The 17168-nt window shown below is 66.9% G+C and carries 21 protein-coding genes; 14 read left to right on the top strand and 7 right to left on the bottom strand.

Translation table 11 applies throughout. The annotated features are described in order from the left end of the window. Positions 1-2: 2 nt before the first annotated feature. Together L0963_RS01790 and L0963_RS01785 are read left to right on the top strand one after the other, a co-directional pair. Positions 3-1295 carry an FAD-dependent oxidoreductase gene (locus L0963_RS01790; RefSeq protein WP_217372691.1) on the top strand — a complete coding sequence of 431 codons (1293 nt, stop codon included), beginning with the start codon at positions 3-5 and terminating at the stop codon, positions 1293-1295. Further along, positions 1292-1684, top strand: a complete 393-nt coding sequence (locus L0963_RS01785; RefSeq protein WP_234178504.1) for a DoxX family protein — start codon at positions 1292-1294, stop codon at positions 1682-1684. Before L0963_RS01790 ends, L0963_RS01785 begins: the two co-directional genes overlap by 4 nt. A 34-nt stretch (positions 1685-1718) precedes the next feature. Here the strand turns inward: L0963_RS01785 and L0963_RS01780 are convergent, their stop codons facing one another. Beyond that, complete coding sequence (locus L0963_RS01780; RefSeq protein WP_217372692.1) at positions 1719-2978, bottom strand: dipeptidase; 1260 nt, start codon at positions 2976-2978, stop codon at positions 1719-1721. A gap of 115 nt (positions 2979-3093) precedes the next feature. Here L0963_RS01780 and L0963_RS01775 point away from each other — a divergent pair, with 115 nt between their 5' ends. The 3 genes from L0963_RS01775 to L0963_RS01765 are packed head-to-tail and all read left to right on the top strand — an operon-like array spanning position 3094 to position 6765. Then, the gene (locus L0963_RS01775; protein ID WP_217372693.1) at positions 3094-4266 is read left to right on the top strand and encodes an acyl-CoA dehydrogenase family protein; all 1173 of its coding nucleotides are present in this window, start codon (positions 3094-3096) and stop codon (positions 4264-4266) included. Continuing rightward, the gene (locus tag L0963_RS01770; protein ID WP_217372694.1) at positions 4263-5489 is read left to right on the top strand and encodes a hypothetical protein; all 1227 of its coding nucleotides are present in this window, start codon (positions 4263-4265) and stop codon (positions 5487-5489) included. The genes L0963_RS01775 and L0963_RS01770 overlap by 4 nt, the downstream gene beginning before the upstream one ends. Positions 5490-5544: 55 nt before the next feature. Further along, positions 5545-6765 carry a M20 metallopeptidase family protein gene (locus L0963_RS01765; protein ID WP_217372695.1) on the top strand — a complete coding sequence of 407 codons (1221 nt, stop codon included), beginning with the start codon at positions 5545-5547 and terminating at the stop codon, positions 6763-6765. A gap of 227 nt (positions 6766-6992) precedes the next feature. On the opposite strand, the gene nadB is transcribed toward L0963_RS01765, so the two are convergent. Then, the gene (nadB, locus tag L0963_RS01760) at positions 6993-8579 is read right to left on the bottom strand and encodes an L-aspartate oxidase (protein WP_062901776.1); all 1587 of its coding nucleotides are present in this window, start codon (positions 8577-8579) and stop codon (positions 6993-6995) included. Continuing rightward, the gene (locus L0963_RS01755) at positions 8572-9495 is read right to left on the bottom strand and encodes an ABC transporter ATP-binding protein (protein ID WP_186402925.1); all 924 of its coding nucleotides are present in this window, start codon (positions 9493-9495) and stop codon (positions 8572-8574) included. The genes nadB and L0963_RS01755 overlap by 8 nt, the downstream gene beginning before the upstream one ends. 110 nt (positions 9496-9605) lie before the next feature. On the opposite strand from L0963_RS01755, the gene L0963_RS01750 reads away from it, so the two are divergent. The 3 genes from L0963_RS01750 to L0963_RS01740 all read left to right on the top strand — a co-directional run bounded on the left by L0963_RS01750 (position 9606) and on the right by L0963_RS01740 (position 11123). Further along, positions 9606-10181, top strand: a complete 576-nt coding sequence (locus L0963_RS01750) for a DUF4402 domain-containing protein (protein WP_234178503.1) — start codon at positions 9606-9608, stop codon at positions 10179-10181. 71 nt (positions 10182-10252) lie between these two features. Beyond that, positions 10253-10456 (top strand): zinc-finger domain-containing protein, encoded by a 204-nt coding sequence (locus tag L0963_RS01745; protein ID WP_062901775.1) that lies wholly within the window; start codon positions 10253-10255, stop codon positions 10454-10456. A gap of 112 nt (positions 10457-10568) precedes the next feature. Beyond that, the gene (locus L0963_RS01740; protein ID WP_202988225.1) at positions 10569-11123 is read left to right on the top strand and encodes a DUF4402 domain-containing protein; all 555 of its coding nucleotides are present in this window, start codon (positions 10569-10571) and stop codon (positions 11121-11123) included. A 47-nt stretch (positions 11124-11170) separates the two neighbouring features. Here the strand turns inward: L0963_RS01740 and L0963_RS01735 are convergent, their stop codons facing one another. After that, entirely contained in the window at positions 11171-11812 is a 642-nt protein-coding gene (locus L0963_RS01735; protein ID WP_062903112.1) for a S24 family peptidase, read from the bottom strand. A gap of 143 nt (positions 11813-11955) precedes the next feature. Here L0963_RS01735 and L0963_RS01730 point away from each other — a divergent pair, with 143 nt between their 5' ends. Continuing rightward, positions 11956-12213 (top strand): hypothetical protein, encoded by a 258-nt coding sequence (locus L0963_RS01730; protein ID WP_186402985.1) that lies wholly within the window; start codon positions 11956-11958, stop codon positions 12211-12213. Continuing rightward, positions 12210-12521: a hypothetical protein gene (locus tag L0963_RS01725; RefSeq protein ID WP_217372696.1), complete on the top strand. Its 312-nt coding sequence runs from the start codon at positions 12210-12212 to the stop codon at positions 12519-12521. Before L0963_RS01730 ends, L0963_RS01725 begins: the two co-directional genes overlap by 4 nt. Before the next feature lie 31 nt (positions 12522-12552). On the opposite strand, the gene L0963_RS01720 is transcribed toward L0963_RS01725, so the two are convergent. The 3 genes from L0963_RS01720 to L0963_RS01710 are packed head-to-tail and all read right to left on the bottom strand — an operon-like array spanning position 12553 to position 13581. Continuing rightward, positions 12553-12693, bottom strand: a complete 141-nt coding sequence (locus L0963_RS01720; RefSeq protein ID WP_234178502.1) for a hypothetical protein — start codon at positions 12691-12693, stop codon at positions 12553-12555. Then, positions 12660-12890 (bottom strand): hypothetical protein, encoded by a 231-nt coding sequence (locus tag L0963_RS01715; protein ID WP_234178501.1) that lies wholly within the window; start codon positions 12888-12890, stop codon positions 12660-12662. The genes L0963_RS01720 and L0963_RS01715 overlap by 34 nt, the downstream gene beginning before the upstream one ends. 49 nt (positions 12891-12939) lie before the next feature. Further along, positions 12940-13581, bottom strand: a complete 642-nt coding sequence (locus tag L0963_RS01710) for a GGDEF domain-containing protein (RefSeq protein WP_003040940.1) — start codon at positions 13579-13581, stop codon at positions 12940-12942. Between the two features lie 186 nt (positions 13582-13767). Between L0963_RS01710 and purE the strand changes: the two genes are divergently transcribed. The 4 genes from purE to L0963_RS01690 are packed head-to-tail and all read left to right on the top strand — an operon-like array spanning position 13768 to position 17073. Then, a complete protein-coding gene (purE, locus tag L0963_RS01705) occupies positions 13768-14277 on the top strand; it encodes a 5-(carboxyamino)imidazole ribonucleotide mutase (protein WP_003040942.1) in 510 nt (169 codons plus the stop codon). 6 nt (positions 14278-14283) lie between these two features. Beyond that, entirely contained in the window at positions 14284-15357 is a 1074-nt protein-coding gene (locus L0963_RS01700; protein ID WP_082819897.1) for a 5-(carboxyamino)imidazole ribonucleotide synthase, read from the top strand. Next, the gene (locus L0963_RS01695; protein ID WP_186402921.1) at positions 15354-15851 is read left to right on the top strand and encodes a dihydrofolate reductase; all 498 of its coding nucleotides are present in this window, start codon (positions 15354-15356) and stop codon (positions 15849-15851) included. Before L0963_RS01700 ends, L0963_RS01695 begins: the two co-directional genes overlap by 4 nt. A 37-nt stretch (positions 15852-15888) precedes the next feature. Then, entirely contained in the window at positions 15889-17073 is a 1185-nt protein-coding gene (locus L0963_RS01690) for a dipeptidase (RefSeq protein WP_062901769.1), read from the top strand. Positions 17074-17168 lie beyond the last annotated feature (95 nt).

Here is a 17168-nt window from a genome sequence, read left to right as displayed (position 1 = left end):
TGATGCGTCATGTCGCGATCGTCGGGTCGGGTCCGGCCGGATATTATACCGCCGAAACCTTGCAGAAGGCGGAGGATATCACCGTCGACGTGATCGATCGCCTGCCCGTTCCCTATGGGCTGATCCGCACCGGCGTCGCCCCCGATCACCAGTCGATCAAGGCGGTGTCGCGCCGGTACGAGGGCGTCGCCCTGGCGGACAATGTGCGCTTCGTCGGCCATGTGTCGGTCGGCACCGACGTCGGGATCGACGAACTGACGCAGCTCTACGACGCCGTCGTGCTCGCGACCGGGGCGCCCAATGACCGGCCGCTGGGGATTCCCGGCGCCGATCTGCCCGGCGTCATCGGCAGCGCCGCCTTCGTCGGCTGGTACAATGGCCACCCCGATTTCGCCGATCTCGACCCGCCGCTCGACAGCCCCGGCGTCGCGGTGATCGGCAACGGCAATGTCGCGCTCGACGTCGCGCGAATCCTTGCCAAGACCCCCGCCGAATTCGCCGGTAGCGACATCGTCGCCCATGCGCGCGACCTGCTCGCGACGAGCAATATCCGGCACATCCACATTCTCGGCCGCCGCGGCCCGCACCAGATCGCGATGACGCCGAAGGAACTGGGCGAGCTGGGCCACCTCGAACGCGCCAGCCCGCGCGTCGATCCGGCCGATCTGCCCGACGAGGGCGACGATGCGCTGCTCGAACCCGGCATGCGCAAGTCGGTGACGCATCTACGGCAGTTCGCGGCGAATCCGGTTGCCAAGCCGGTGACGATCGACTTCGACTTCTTTGCCATGCCCGTCGCGATAGAAGGTGACGCGCGCGCCCAGCGCGTCGTCGTCGAACGGACGCAGCTCGATGCCGATTTGCGCAGCCATGGCACCGGCGAAACCTATGCGATCGAGGCGGGCCTGGTCGTCAGCTGCATCGGTTACCAGACGCCGCCGATCCCGGGTGTCCCCTATGAACATGGTCGCGGCCGCTTCGCCAATGACGAGGGGCGGATCCTGCCCGGCCTCTATTGCGTTGGCTGGGCGCGGCGCGGGCCGTCGGGGACGATCGGCACCAACAAGCCCGACGGCGCGCGCATCGCCGAAATGGTGCTGGAGGATATCGGCCGCGGTGGCGGCAAGGCGGGCCGTCCCGGCCTCGATGCGCTGCTCGCGGGGCGCGGTATCGCACCCGTCACCTTTCGCGACTGGCGCAAGATCGAGGCGGCGGAGGTCGCCGCCGCGCTCGAAGGCAACCCGCGCGAGAAATTCGTCCGCGTCGAGGCGATGATCGAAGCCATCGGGCGGTGACGGTCCGCACGGCACTGCGCTGGCTGCTCGCGCTCGCTTATGGCTATGCGGGCTACCGTCACCTTGCCACCCCCGCGCCTTTCGTCGCGATCACCCCGCCCTGGGTGCCGCAGCCGGCGCTGATCGTCGCCGCGACGGGCATTGCCGAACTGGCGGGCGCGCTCGGGCTGCTGATCCCGGCGACGCGCAAGGCGGCGGGCTGGGCCCTTGCCCTCTATGCGCTGTGCGTGTGGCCGGCGAATTTCCATCACGCCTTCGCGCATGTCGCGATCGGCGGACAGACGCTTGGCTGGTGGTACCACGGCCCGCGCCTCGCCGCGCAGCCGCTCATCATCTGGTGGGCGCTGTGGGCGAGCGGCGCGATCGACTGGCCGTTCAAAAGGAAATAGCCGCCACCTCCGTCGTCGCGGGGGCGACGCGCAATCATTTGGCCACTGGCGTCTCGATCGGCGGCTGGCCCTTCTGGCTCGCCGCATAGGCCTCGACCGCCTTCAGCACGCGCAGCATGTTGCCGCTCGCAATCTTTTCGAGGTCGGCCTGCGAATAGCCGCGCTTCGCCAGTTCGACGAACAACGCGGGATAGCCCGACACATCCTCCATCCCGACCGGCGCCGAATCCATTCCGTCATAATCGCCGCCGAGCCCGATATGGTCGATCCCGGCGAGCTTGCGGATATGATCGATATGGTCGGCGACCTTCGCGACGTCGGTCGTCGGCGTCGGGTTCGCCTTGTCCCAGTCGGCGAGCGCCTTGTCGGCGGCGGCGGGGTCGCCCGGATACATCGCCTTCAACCGCGCCTGTTCGGCGGTGCGCGACAGGCCATAGGCGCGCACCTGGGGATCGAGGAAGGTCGGCAACAGCACCACCATCACGATCCCCCCGTTCACCTTGACCAGCGGCAGCACGCTGTCGGGGACATTGCGCGGATGGTCGTTGACGCCGCGCGCGCCCGAGTGGCTGAACATCACCGGCGCCTTCGCCACGGCGAGCGCGTCCTTCATCGTCGCTTCGCTCGTGTGGCTCAGATCGACGACCATGCCGATGCGGTTCATCTCGCGCACCACCTGTTCGCCGAACGGGGTCAGCCCGTCGTGCGCGGGCGCATCGGTCGCGCTGTCGCCCCACGGGGTGTTCCGGCTGTGGGTCAGCGTCATGTACCGCGCGCCAAGATCATACATGTCGCGCAGCACCGCCAGGCTCGATCCGATCGAATGGCCGCCTTCCATGCCGAGCATGCCGGCGATCTTGCCCGAATTCATCGCCTTTTCGAGCTCGGCCGAATTGGTCGCGAGCATCAGGTCGTTCGGATAGCGCTGGACGAGCCGTTTCATCACGTCGATCTGTTCCAGCGTCTGCTGCACCGCTTGCGCCTCGTTGCTGTTCGACGGGACATAGACCGACCAGAATTGCGCGCCGACATGGCCCTTGCGCAATCGGATCAGGTCCGTGTGCATCGCGATGCGATCGGTCGTCGCGGTATGGCTGGTGTCGTTGAAATCGAAACCGTTGATCATATTGTCGGCGCGCTCGCGCAGCGCCCAGGGCACGTCATTATGCCCGTCGAAGACCGGCGCCTTCTTGAGCGCGGCCTCGGCCACCGCCTCGGGCGAGGACTGCGCGGCGGCGGGAGTGGAGACAAGGGCGAGCGCGGCGAGGCCGGCGAGCAGGATAGATTTCGTCATAGATGGCGACCTTAAGGTGCATGGCGAGGAAATCGAGCCGAAATTTATCGTCTGTACGCCACCGCAAGGTCGCGCTTCCCTTGACGTTTACGTCAACCGGGCGCAGCATCGGGGTATGACTGCTTTCGACGATTGGTGCGCCCGTTCCCCCTATTATGACGAAACCCACGAGGCGCTGGCGCAAAGCGTCCGCCGCTTCGTCGAACGCGAGATCGCACCGCACATCGACCGCTGGGAGGCCGAGGGCGAGTTGCCGCGCGCGCTGCACAAGAAGGCGGCGGAAGCGGGTATACTTGGCCTGCGCTACCCCGAGCAATATGGCGGCCATTCCGAAGGCTTCGACAATTTCCACGGCCTCGTTCTGACCGAGGAGCTCGCCGCGGTCGGCGCGGGCGGACTCGGTGCCTCGCTGATGACGCACGGCATCGGCCTGCCGCCGATCCTCGCGCTGGGCTCGGACGAATTGAAACAGCGGGTCGCGCCGCCCGTGCTCGCTGGGGACAAGATCATCGCGCTCGGCATTACCGAAGCGGGCGGCGGCAGCGACGTCGCCAACCTCAAGACGACGGCGGTGCGCGACGGCGACGATTATGTTGTCAATGGCGGCAAGATGTTCATCACCAGCGGCATGCGCGCCGATTGGTTGACCTGCGCGGTGCGCACCGGCGGTCCGGGCGCGGGCGGCATCTCGCTGCTGCTCATCAACATGGACGCACCCGGCGTCGAACGCACGCGGCTCGACAAGATGGGCTGGCGCTGCAGCGACACCGCGGCGATCCATTTCGCGGACGTCCGCGTCCCCGCTGCAAACCTGATCGGGCCCGAGAACGGCGGCTTCATCGGCATCATGCGCAACTTCAATTCGGAACGGCTCGGCATGGCGATGGGCTGCTGCGCCTATGCCCGCGTCGCGCTCGCCGAGGCCGTAGAATGGGCGCAGAACCGCGAGACGTTCGGCAAGCCGCTCGTCGGCCACCAGTCGATCCGCATCAAGCTCGCCGATATGGAACGCCAGATCGAAGCGACGCAGGCGTGGGTCGACCTCTGCGCTTGGCAGGTGAAGACCGGCAAGGACCGCCCCGCCGATTTTGCGATGCTCAAGGTACAGGCGACCCGGATGCTCGAGGCGGTCGCGCGCGAGGCGGCGCAGGTGCTGGGCGGCGCGAGCTACATCACTGGCAGCAAGGTCGAACGCATCTACCGCGAGGTTCGCGTCAACGCGATCGGCGGCGGCAGCGAGGAAATCATGCTCGATCTGGCGGGGCGGCAGCTCTTCGGCGGTCGGTGAGTTCGACCAACCTCGTTCTGCTCGTCGTCGCCGTCGCGACCGCGGCGGTGATGCTGTCGCCGCCGCTGCTGCGCTCGCGCGACTGGCGCGCGACCGTCACGCCACTCGCGTCGATCATCGGGTCAGGCTTCCTCGTCGCGGGGCCGATCCTTGGCCATGTCGCGGGCCATTATGCGGTCGCGGCGATGGCGGCGCTCTGCGCCATTTCCTATCTTTTCGGCCTTGCGGTGCGCGACAATATCAGTCGCCTCGAACCGATGCTCGCGGCCGAATCGCCGCCGCCGGTGCTGCTCTGGCTCGACCGCGCCGCCGATCTTGCGCTGATCCTCGCCTATTTCGTCTCGGTCGCTTATTATCTCGACCTGCTCGCCGATTTCGCGCTCAAGGCGTTCGGCGTCGTCGATCCGGTGGTTGCGCACGGGATGACGACCGCGATCCTCGCGCTGCTCGGCACCCTCGGCTATTTCGGCGGTCTGCGCTGGCTCGAGCATGTCGAGCTGGGCTCGGTCGGGCTTAAGCTGGCGATGATCGCCGCGCTCATCGCCGCGCTCGCCTGGGCGCTGGGGTCGGAAGTCGCGGCGGGAACGGTCGCGGTCCGTCCGCTCGCCGACCAGGCGGAGGGTTTCGACGCGGTCCGCATCCTGCTCGGCCTCATCATCCTCGTCCAGGGGTTCGAGACGTCTCGCTACCTCGGCGACAGCTACGACCGCGCGACGCGAGTGCGCACGATGCGCCATGCGCAGTGGATCGCCTTCGTCGTCTACATGCTCTTCATCGGCCTCCTGACGCCGTGGCTCGACGGGCGCCTGCCGCCCGAGGGCGGCGACACCCATGTCATCGAACTGCTGCGCCCCGTCGGCACCCTCGTTACGCCGGCGATCATCGTCGCCGCCCTTCTGTCGCAGCTTTCGGCGGCGGTGGCCGATCTCAACGGCGCCAGCGGCCTCGTCGCCGGCGCCTCGCGCCAGCGAATCCCCGTCGCTATCGGCTATGTCATCGCAGCATCAGCCTCGATCGCGGTGGTGTGGGCGGGCGACATCTTCACCGTCATCGCCTGGGCGTCCAAAGCCTTCGTTCTCTATTATGGCATCCAGTCGGCGACCGCACTCGTCGTCGAATGGATCGACCCCGCCCCGACCCGCTGGGGCCGCATCGTCCTGCACGGCAGCGCCATCGCCATCGCGCTCGCCGTGCTGACCCTCGGCCGCGCCGCGGCAGGCTGACAAGCCGGCGGCGACGTTCTAGGATCGCGTGACGCCCCCAGTCGAGGATCGAGAGATGACGCTGACCGAAACAAGCCGCTGGCCCGCCGAGGCCGAAACCCTCCTTGATGATCTCGTCGATCTGCGCCGCGCTATCCACCGCGAGCCGGAACTCGGCCTTCAGAATCCCAAGACGCTCGCCAAGATCAAGGACGCTCTCGCCGGCCTGCCGCTCGAATTTCGCGAAGGGCCGTCGACCACGGGGCTGGTCGCGATCCTGCGCGGGGGTTTGGCGGGGAATGGCGGGAACGCGCGCACTGTGCTGCTGCGCGGCGACATGGACGCGCTGCCGCTGGTCGAGGATACGGGCCTCGCATTCACCTCGGAAACCAGCGGCGCGATGCATGCCTGCGGCCATGATACACATGTCGCGATGCTTGTCGGCGCGGCGAAGCTGCTCTGTGCGGCGCGCGACCGCCTGCCCGGCACGGTGATGTTCATGTTCCAGCCCGGCGAGGAAGGGCATCACGGCGCGCGGTTTATGCTCGACGACGGGCTGATCGATCCGCTGCCCGACGCGGCCTTCGCGCTCCACATCATGCCCAACGCGCCGCACGGCATCTTCGCGGGGCGCGCCGGGCCGCTGCTCGCTTCGTCCGACGTCCTCTCGATCACCGTCAAGGGCGCCGGCGGCCACGCCTCCATGCCGCAGGATGCGATCGACCCCATCCCCGTCGCCTGCGCGATCGTCACCGCGATCCAGACAATGGTGACGCGCCGCATCTCGGTCTTCGATCCCGCCGTCATCACCATCGCCAAAATCGCCGCGGGCACGACAAACAACATCATCCCCGAAACCGCGGACATGCAGGGCACGATCCGCACCTTGTCGCCGCATCGCCGCGCGATGGTCGCCGCCGAACTGCGGCGCCTCGTCCCCGCGATCGCCGAAGCGCATGGCTGCACCGCCGAGGTCGTAATCGAGGAGGGCTTCCCCGTCACCGTGTGCGACAGCCGCGCCGCCGCCTTCGGTCAGAGCGTCGTCGAAGAGACATTCGGCGAGGCGGCCTGGCTGACGATGGACAATCCGGTGATGGGGGCTGAAGATTTCGCCTATGTGCTCGAAAAAGTGCCCGGCGCGATGTTCTGGCTCGGCGCCAGCGAGGCGGGCAGCGACTGGCGCCAGTGCTGCGGCCTCCACTCGAACCGCATGATACTCGACGAAAAGGTCATGGCCCGCGGCGCCGCCCTCCACGCCGCCCTCGCCGAACGCTTTTTGAACGAGGGTTTTGCCTGACGCACCGGCGCTTTTTTGACTTCGGTCAATGCGCAGCAGGAATTGGCGCCGCATGGTGGGGGCGTTCCGGTCGACCGCTGCGATCCCTTCATCGCCGGCGGCCCTTCCGGGCCGCTCTGGCCGTTCCCGGAGGTGGGGCCTTCGGCCCCGCGCCGCATCGCGGGGTCATGGGGAGGCAGGGCGTAAGCCGGCGCGCCGTGGTGCAATATCCGCGGCGCGCTGTGCGTTTAAGGAACCAGCACCGTGTCGCGTGCCTCAGGAAGCAGACGCGGGTAATCGAGCGTATAGTGCAGCCCGCGGCTTTCCTTGCGATGCAGGGCGCTGCGCACGATCAGGTCGGCGCACTGGAGCAGGTTGCGCAGCTCGATCAGATCGGTCGTCACGCGGAAATGTCCGTAATAATCCTCGACCTCGTGCGTCATCATGTTGATACGGTGCTGCGCGCGCTCCAGCCGCTTCGTCGTGCGCACGATGCCGACATAGTTCCACATGAAGCGGCGGATCTCGGTCCAGTTCTGCTTGATGACGACTTCCTCGTCCGAATCGGTGACGCGGCTTTCATCCCACGCGCGGATCGGCGGCGGCGTTTCGAGCTGGTTCCAGCGGGCGATGATATCCTTCGCCGCCGCCTCGCCGAAGACGAAACATTCGAGCAGCGAGTTGGACGCCAGGCGGTTGGCTCCGTGCAGCCCGCTTTCGGTGCATTCTCCCGCCGCATAGAGCCCCGGCAGGTCGGTGCGGCCGTCAAGGTCGATCAGGATGCCGCCGCAGGTATAATGCTGCGCCGGCACCACCGGGATCGGCTGCTTCGTCATGTCGATACCCAGCGTCAGCAGCTTTTCGTGGATGTTCGGGAAATGCCCCGCGACGAAATCGGGGTCCTTTTGGCTGATGTCGAGGTGGACATAGTCGAGGCCGAAGCGCTTGATCTGATCGTCGTTCGCGCGCGCCACGATATCACGCGGCGCCAGTTCGGCGCGCGGGTCGTAATCGGGCATATAGCGATGGCCGGTGACGGGATGCTTCAATATCCCGCCCTCGCCGCGCACCGCCTCGGTAATCAGGAAATTCTTGACCTCCAGATTGTAAAGGCAGGTCGGGTGGAACTGCATCATTTCCATGTTGGAAACGCGCGCGCCCGCGCGCCACGCCATCGCGATGCCGTCACCCGTCGCGCCGCGCGGCGCGGTCGAAAATTGATAGACGCGCCCCGCCCCGCCGCTCGCCAATATGGTCGCGCGGCCGACATGCGCGTGGACCTTCCCCGTCTTTTCGTCGAGCGCATAGACGCCCCAGACATGGCCCGACCCCGAATAGCGTAGCTCATGACGTCCACTGATCAGGTCGATGCACGCCTGTCCCGGCAGCAGCGTGATATTCGGATGCGCCTCGGCGGTCTTGAGCAGCGCCGCCTGCACCGCCCAGCCGGTCGCATCGTCGACGTGGACGATGCGGCGGTGCGAATGGCCACCCTCGCGCGTCAGGTGCAGCGCCTCGGCCTCCTTGTTGAAGGGCACGCCCATTTCGATCAGCCGCTCGATCGCGTGGGGCGCATTTTCGACGACGAACTCGACCGTCTCGCGCCGGTTGAGCCCGGCCCCCGCGATCATCGTATCGTTGATATGATTTTCGAACGTGTCGCCCGCGTCGAGTACCGCCGCGATCCCGCCCTGTGCCCAGGCGGTCGACCCGCCGGTCAGCTCGCCCTTCGCAAGCACGAGAACACGGCAATGCTCCGCCAGCGCGATCGCCGCTGTCAGCCCTGCCGCGCCGGAACCGACGATGATGACGTCGTGGGTCGCGGCCTCAGCCATTCGCCGCGCGCGTCAAATTCAGGAACACATCCTCAAGGTCGGCCTCGCGCGTCGACACGTCGACGATGCCATGCCCCATCGCATTCACCGCCGCGAGCACCTCGCCCGCGTTGGTGCGATCCTTGTTGTAGCTGATCGCCAGCCCCCGTTCGCCCTCGCGCTCGACCTTGTCGAAGGCAGAGTGCGACGGCAGCACGCTGACATCGGCATCCAGCGTCACGACGACGATCTTCTCGCGCGCCATGTCGACCAGCTCGCGCGTCGGCTTGTTGGCGATCAGCTTGCCGTGGTTAATGATCGCGATACGGTCGCACAGCTCCTCGGCTTCTTCCAGATAATGCGTCGTCAGCACCACCGTTACGCCGCGGTCGTTGAGGCTTTGCACATATTCCCAAAGCTGCTGCCTCAGTTCGATATCGACCCCCGCGGTGGGTTCGTCGAGCACGATGATCGGCGGCGAATGGACCATCGCCTTGGCGACGAGCAGGCGGCGCTTCATGCCGCCTGACAGCGTGCGCGCATAGGCATCGCGCTTGTCGCTAAGGTGCACCGCCGCCAGCAATTCGTCCGAAATGCGCTTGCCCTTCGGCACGCCATACAGGCCCGCCTGGTTCTCCAGCGTCTCGAACGGCGTGAAAAATGGATCGAAGACGATTTCCTGCGGCACGATACCGATCGAATATTTGGCGTTGCGCGGGTCGGCGTCGATGTCGAAGCCCCAGATGCTCGCATGGCCGCTGGTCTTGTTGACCAGCCCCGCGAGGATGTTGATCAGCGTCGACTTGCCCGCGCCGTTCGGGCCGAGCAGTCCGAATATCTGACCTCGCGGCACATCGAAACTGACATTGTCGAGCGCTTGCTTGCCCCCGGCATAGATTTTGGAAACGGCGTCGATGCGGATGGCGGCTTCACTCATGGCGCCTTCCATAGCCGCGCCGGTGCGGGTGCGAAAGGGCCTCGGCGGCAAGCTTTTCTTTACCATAAGCTGTAAGCATATTTTGCGACCTCACCGCTAAGGGGGGATGCGTGAGGACCAGACACATCATCGACCCGCGCGCCATACTGCGCGGCTTCGCAGCGTGCGCTCTGCTGACGGCTCCGGCGATCGGACCGGCGGCGCATGCCCAGACCACATCGCCGCAATCGACGACGCAGGCACAGGCCGAAGCGATCGTGCTGCGGCCGCTGTCCTTCTTCAAGGTCAACGACCTCGATTTCGGCGACATCATCGCCTCGGGCAGCGCCGGCACCGTGCGGCTTGCCCCCGACGGCACGCGCAGCCGCACCGGCGGCGCGACGCTCGCGGGCAGTTCGGGCGAACCGGCGCGCTTCGCCGGGCTCGGCAGCTACAATCGCCAGGTCAATATCTCGCTCGGTTCGAACAGCATCTGGATCACCGGCCCCGGCCAGCGGATGCGCGTGCGCGATTTCGAGATCGGCAGCACCCCGACCGCAATCCTCTCGACCTCGCCGACGCGCTTCCGCATCACCTCGGCGCTGGGCAATTATAATTTTCCGGTCGGCGCGACGCTGGAGGTCAATGCCAATCAGGCGCCCGGCGACTACAGCGGCACCTTCACGATCACGCTGAACTATCTGTAAGCGTCGCCCGTTGCGGGCGGAGCGATCGAGACCGATTGCCCCGCCCGCACCTGCTTGCTAAAGGCGCGTCGATGACCCAGCCTGCACCCGCTCCCGAAACGATCCGCACGTCCAAGACCCGCATCGCATGCGACGGCACGGGCGACGGGCTCGCCAACGCCGCGCTCGGCCACCCGCGCGTCTGGCTGGAGATCGATCCCGACGATGGGTACGTCGATTGCGGCTATTGCGATCGGCGTTTCGTGCTGATCGGCGGGGTCGCTGACAAGGCATAGAGTCGGGGGCCTGACGCACCGCCTCCGCGCAAAGGTAAAGACCCGCTTTACCATGCCTGCGCATCCTCCCTTCATGCCCTGCTGGCATAGTGTGCCGGACAGGAGCAGAATCGTGGGGATTCAAGGGACCAACTTCCGACCGATGGCCTTATGCCTCGCCGCCGCTGCCACGGCAGCGGCGCTGATGGGGCCGTCCGCATCGGCGGCCGAGACGACCGGCACCGCGAATGCCGCGGTGGTGCGGCCGAACACGCTCATCAAGACCGACGACCTCGATTTCGGCACGATCGTCAGCGGCGCGACCGGGGGCACGGTGACGGTCAATCCGGCGACCAATGCGCGCGGCTCGGCGGGCGGCGTCACGCTCGCCGGCAGCGGCGCGCAGCGCGGGGTATTCCAGGGTACCGGCGGCCTGCTGCTGATCACTGTCAGCGGCAGCAATTCGGCGACACTGACCCGCGCAGGCGGCGGCGCGCCCGCAATGACCGCCACGCTGACCCGCGCGATGACGACAAGCGGCGGCGGCATTATCCTGCTCGGGTCGAGCGCGACGCTGCTGCCCAGCGGGGTGCAAACCTATTATGTCGGCGGCACGCTCAGCGTCCCGGCGAACCAGCCCGAGGGCGATTACAGCGGCACCTTCACGCTGACGGTCAATTATCTCTAGCCGGTTCGACCCTGGGCCGATCACCAATCAGAAGATAGCGAGCGGTCCTAGCGCACCCTGCGCCCCGTCCAGATGACCCGGCCGACGAGCCGGATCGCCGACAGCGGCAGATCGTCCCAGCTACGATAGTGCGGATTGTCGCTGATGACCGACACGCGCCCCGGCCCCGGCGCGCGCGCGATGCGTTTGACCATCAGCACATCGTCCATCCGCAGCACATAGATGCCGTCGCGCAGCCGGGCGGCCGCGTCGCCGCCATCGACCAATATATCGTCGCCATCGCCCAGCGTCGGCGCCATCGAATCGCCTTCGACGCGAATGATGCTCAGCGCGCGCGGGTCGGCGCCCAGATCGCGCAGCCAGCGCGGATCGAAGGCGACCTCACTTTCCACAGCTTCGCCATCGACGCTCGCGCCCGGCCCCGCCGAAGCGCCGATCGCCAGCTTTGGCACCAGCACGAGGTCGCGGCCGCGCGCGCGCGGCGTAGGCGCGGCGACGCGTAGCGCCGGGCCGCCCAGCAGCGCCTCCGACACGCCCAGATAGGCGGCGATGCGCGCCCGGTCCTGTTCACCCAACCGCCGCGGCGATCCGCGCTTGATATATTGCTGGATATAGGCGGGGTTGCGCCCGATGCGCGCCGAAAGCTGGGCATAATCCACCCCCTTTTCGGTCAGCAGCCGGTCGAGCATCCGGCGCGGGTCGTCGTCGATATCGGTCAAGGACTGGTCCTTCCTATTTCATCTCTAGCAATAGGATTTTTCCTAGACAAGTAGGAAAATGCCAATCAAATAGGAATTATCCTATTGATCGAATCGCGGGCAGGGAGATGACGATGCAGGGCATTTTGCTGGAACGGATCGAGGCCTTTCTGAAAGAGGCCGATATGCCGCCGAGCGTGTTCGGCCGCGCCGCCGTCCACGACCCGCGGCTGGTGAGCGACCTTCGCGGCGGGCGGATCTGTGGCCGCGCGGTGATCTGCCGTGCGGAACATTTCATGAACAAATGGCGTGCCGACTTCCGGGCCGGCCGCGTGACGCCGATCGGCGACCGCCGCGTCGGCAGCCGCGCCAACAAGAGCCGCCGCGCATGATCCGCTGGTCGCCCACCGCCCCCATGCGGCCCACCTGCCCGCACCGCCGCATCGCGCGCCTGCTGACGCGCTTGCTGCCGCCGGGATCGCAGCTCGGCGCATCGACGATGCGACCTTGGGCCAGCGCCAATTTCATCGGAGCGCGCCACCGGTTTGCGCTGACGCTGCCCGCCGGAACCGCCCTCACTGATCTTTCGGCGCGGCTCGCCGCCTTCGACTGGCGGCTGGCCGGCCACATCGTCGCCGATGTCGCGGTCGAAACGCAGCCAGGCGGCCTATGGGTCGAATTATTGAGCGTGGAGGATTAAGCGCTAGCTCGCGGTGTGCGAATAGCCGGGTTTAATGGCCGAGGCGCATCGCGACCGACGCGAGCCAGGCTTCCTGCGCGGCCGCGGGCATCGGGCCGCGCGGTGCGCGCACCGCATCGTTCATCGCGTCGAGATAGGTCAGGACGGCGGCGCGATAGCCGCCCCCGGCCACCGCCGATTCGATTCGAGCTGGCTCGCCAGCGTTTCGACGATCGCGAAGCCATGATCGCGCGCAAGGCAACGAATGTCGTCGACCCCCTGCACGATCTGGGTCAACGCACAATGCGGCAGCGCTTCGGCAAGCGCGCCAATCTGCCCGGAAATCTGGTTTTCGATATCGGTGAAAAAATCGGCCTGGGTACGCATCATCCACCCCCTGTCCATAAAGGGAGGATGCGCGCCTTTGGTTAACGCTGGGTTAGCGGTGGGTGCGGGCGACTTCGCGCTGTTTGCAGCGATACATGTCGCGGTCGGCGGCGGCGAGCACGTCCGATTCGCTCATCCCGGTCTGCAGCATCGCGACGCCGAAGCAGGCCGACAGGCGAACCTCCTGCCCGTCATAGTTGGCGGGCTCGGCGCTCAGCACCTCGGCCAGCCGTTCGATCTGCGCGCGGGCGCCCTTTTCGCTCGACTGATCGAGGATCAGCCCGAATTCGTCACCGCCGATCCGCGCTGCGACATCGGTCGACCGGATCGAGGCCGACAGGCGGCCCGCGATCTGCATGAGCGCGAAGTCGCCGGCGGCATGCCCCAGCGTGTCGTTGATCTGCTTGAGCTGATTGACGTCGATGAACACGACCGCCGCGCTTTCGGCATGGCGTTCGAAGCGCGCGAGGCGCTGGTGAATCGCGGTCAGGAAGTAGCGGCGATTGAACAGCGGGGTCAGCGTATCGCGTTCGGACACGCGTTCGAGCTCCGCGACCGCGATCTTCAGGATGCGGTTCTCACGGCGCAACGCATCGCGTTCGCGGCGCATTTCGCGCAACTGGTCCTCGATGGAGTCGACGGATACGAAACCGGCCCTTTCGACCGCGATCCGCGCCCCCCCTACGCTATCCATTCCCTATCCCCGATGCGCATCCGGTGGGTCGCCGGCAGGACGCCGGCAGGATGGGCATGGCAGGCAGGTTAGCCACGACTTGATACCAAGACGTAAACGCGGTGCCATTTTGGTGACATTGCCCGCGCGCGGTCGAGTCGCTAGGGGGAGGCAGCGGCGATTCATCGCCCGGGCAGGAGGGACGGAATGGGCGACGGCGCAGCCAGCGCGAAAGCCAGCATCGGCGTAATCATGGGCAGCCAGTCGGACTGGCCGACGATGGCGCATGCGGTCCAGATCCTCGAAGAATTCGGCATCGCGCACGAGGTGCATATCGTCTCCGCGCACCGCACCCCCGACCGGCTCGTCGCCTATGCCAAGGGCGCCGCCGACCGCGGGCTCCAGGCGATCATCGCGGGCGCCGGCGGCGCCGCGCATCTGCCCGGCATGGTCGCGGCGATGACGCGCGTTCCCGTGCTCGGCGTGCCGGTCCAGTCGGCGGCGCTCAGCGGCGTCGACAGCCTCTATTCGATCGTCCAGATGCCCGGCGGCGTCCCCGTCGCGACCTTTGCGATCGGCAAGGCGGGCGCGACCAACGCGGGGCTGTTCGCCGCCGCGTTGCTCGCCAACACCGATGCGGACCTCGCCGCGCGGCTCGACGCGTGGCGCGCGAAACAGACCGACAGCGTCGCGCCGACGCCCGTGCGCGAAGGCTGACCCGCTTTGCTTTCCCCCGGATCGACGATCGGCATCCTGGGCGGCGGCCAGCTTGGCCGGATGCTCGCGGTCGCCGCCGCACAGCTCGGCTACAAAGTTCATGTCTATGCCCCCGACGCCGAAAGCGTCGCGGCCGAAGTCACCGCCCACCACACGCAGGCGGCGTGGGACGATGAACCGCGCCTCGCGGGCTTCGCGGCCGCGTGCGACATCGTGACCTTCGAATTCGAAAATGTCCCGGTCGACACGGTGCGTTTCCTGTCGGGCCATGTCGCGGTCCATCCGGGCGGCAAGCCGCTCGAAATCGCGCAGGACCGGCTCACCGAAAAATCCTTCGTCGCCGATCTCGGCGGCCGCACCGCGCCTTTTGCCGCGGTGCCGACGCGCGCGGCACTCGATAGCGCGCTCACCGCCATCGGCACCCCCGCGATCCTCAAGACCGTGCGCATGGGCTATGACGGCAAGGGACAAGCGCGAATCGCCGCGCCCGCCGATGCCGATGCGGCGTGGGAGGCGATCGGCGGGCAGCCCGCGATCCTCGAAGGCTTCGTCGCCTTCGACCATGAATTTTCGGTTATCATGGTGCGCGGCATCGACGGCGAAACGCGCTTTTGGGACAGTTCGGCGAATGTCCACGAAGGCGGCATTCTCGCCGTCTCCAGCCTGCCGCCGCCGTCCATCGTCCTCGACCAGCAACCCGCGGCGCGCGCGATGATGGCGGCGATCGGCGATGGGCTCGACTATGTCGGCGTGCTCACCGGCGAATTTTTCGCCACCGACGCGGGGCCGGTGTTCAACGAGATGGCGCCGCGCGTCCACAACAGCGGCCACTGGACGATCGAGGGCGCGGTGACGAGCCAGTTCGAAAACCATATCCGCGCCGTCGCGGGCCTGCCGCTCGGCGATACGGCGGTGCCGCTACTGCCGGTGACGATGCACAATCTGATCGGCGCGCAGATCGAAAAGATTCCGGCGCTGCTTGCCGACGGCGCCGCGCACGTGCATCACTACGGCAAGACCGAGGTGCGCGACGGGCGCAAGCTCGGCCACGTCACTTGGGTTGGAGCCTCTCCCCGATGAACCGCCCGGATATCACGCTGGTCCTTGCACGCGCCGCCAATGGCGTGATCGGTGCGGGGGGCAAGATTCCCTGGCACCTGCCCGCCGACCTGCGCCGCTTCAAACAGCTCACCATGGGCCGCCCGATGATCATGGGGCGCAAGACCTTCGACAGCCTGCCCACGGTGCTGGAGGGGCGGCGCCACATTGTCCTCACCCGCGACGCGGGCTGGCAGGACGAAGGCGCCGAGCCCGTCGCCAGCGTCGAGGAAGCGCTGCGCCTCGCCAATGCGCCGCAGGCGATGGTGATCGGCGGCGCCGAAATCTACGATCTGTTCCTGCCGCTCGCGACGCGGATCGAATTGACCGAGGTTGCGATCGAACCCGCGGGAGATGCGACCATCGCCTATCCCGATTCCGCCGACTGGCAGGTCGTGGCGCGCGAGGATCATCCGGCCGACGACGGGGGGCGCCCGGCCTACAGCTTCGTCACCTTCACGCGCAAAGCGGGATGATGGCACGCGCAAAGCGGGACAATGGGGGAGAATTGACATGCGCCGCTGGCTGATCGGCATCTTAGCACTGCTCGTCGTAGGGGCGGCCGCCTTCTTCCTCCTCGCCCCCGGCATGATCGAGCGCGGGCTCAACAAGGTCGACGGCAAGCCGCTGCCAACGGTCAGCGCGCGCGCCGCCGCGCTGCACAAGACGCTGACGATCGTCGATCTGCACAGCGACAGCCTGCTGTGGGGGCGCAATTTCCTGAACCGCGCGACCCGCGGCCATATGGACCTGCCGCGGCTCGAAGAGGGCAATGTCGCGCTCCAGATCCTCTCCAGCACCACCAAATCGCCAAAGGGCCAGAATTACGACGCCAATGGCGACGACAGCGACAATATCACCCCGCTGGTGATCGCGCAGCTGCAGCCAGTGCGGACGTGGAACTCGCTGCTCGAACGCTCGCTCTGGCACGCGACGAAGCTGCACCGCGCCGCCGCGGCGTCGGACGGCAAGCTGATGGCGGTCGCGAGCCCCGCCGAACTCGACACGCTGCTCGCCGCGCGGCGCACTAAAACCCCACCGCCCGTCGGCGCGATGCTCAGTGTCGAGGGGCTCCACGATCTCGACGGCAATATCGACAATCTGGACAAGCTCTACGGCGCCGGCGTCCGCATGGCGGGGATCACCCACTTCTTCGACAATATCTTCGCCGGATCGATGCACGGGCTGAAAAAGGGCGGCCTCACCCCGCTCGGCCGCGACCTGATCGGCCGGATGGAAGCGAAGGGCATGATCGTCGACATCGCGCATTGCAGCCACGCCTGCGTCGTCGACATCCTCAAGATGGCGCGCCGTCCCGTCGTCTCCAGCCACGGCGGGGTGCAGGCGACGTGCAAGGTCAACCGCAACCTCACCGACGACGAAATCCGTGGGCTGGCCGCGACCGGCGGCGTCATCGGCATCGGCTATTGGGACGCGGCGGTGTGCGACACCTCGCCCGCCAGCGTCGCCAGGGCGATGAAGCATGTCCGCGACCTCGTCGGCATCCAATATGTCGCGCTCGGCAGCGATTATGACGGCGCGACCACGGTCCGCTTCGACACGTCGAAGCTGGTTCAGGTGACGCAGGCGCTGCTCGACGCGGGCTTCAGCGACGATGAAATCCGCGCCGCGATGGGCGGCAACGCGCTCCGCGTCATCCGCGCGGGGATCGTGCCGCTGACGCCGCCGGCCCGATGACTCGATTTCCAAATCCGTCGGCCCTGAGCGTGTCGAAGGGCCGCCCTTCCTTCTGGCGAGGTTGAAAGAAAGAACAGTGCTTCGACAAGCTCAGC

The sequence above is a fragment of the Sphingopyxis sp. NFH-91 genome (assembly GCF_021401285.1).
Taxonomy (GTDB): domain Bacteria; phylum Pseudomonadota; class Alphaproteobacteria; order Sphingomonadales; family Sphingomonadaceae; genus Sphingopyxis; species Sphingopyxis terrae_A.
The sequence above is the reverse complement of the archived record's forward strand: the minus strand, read 5'-3'. Positions and strand labels throughout refer to the sequence as shown.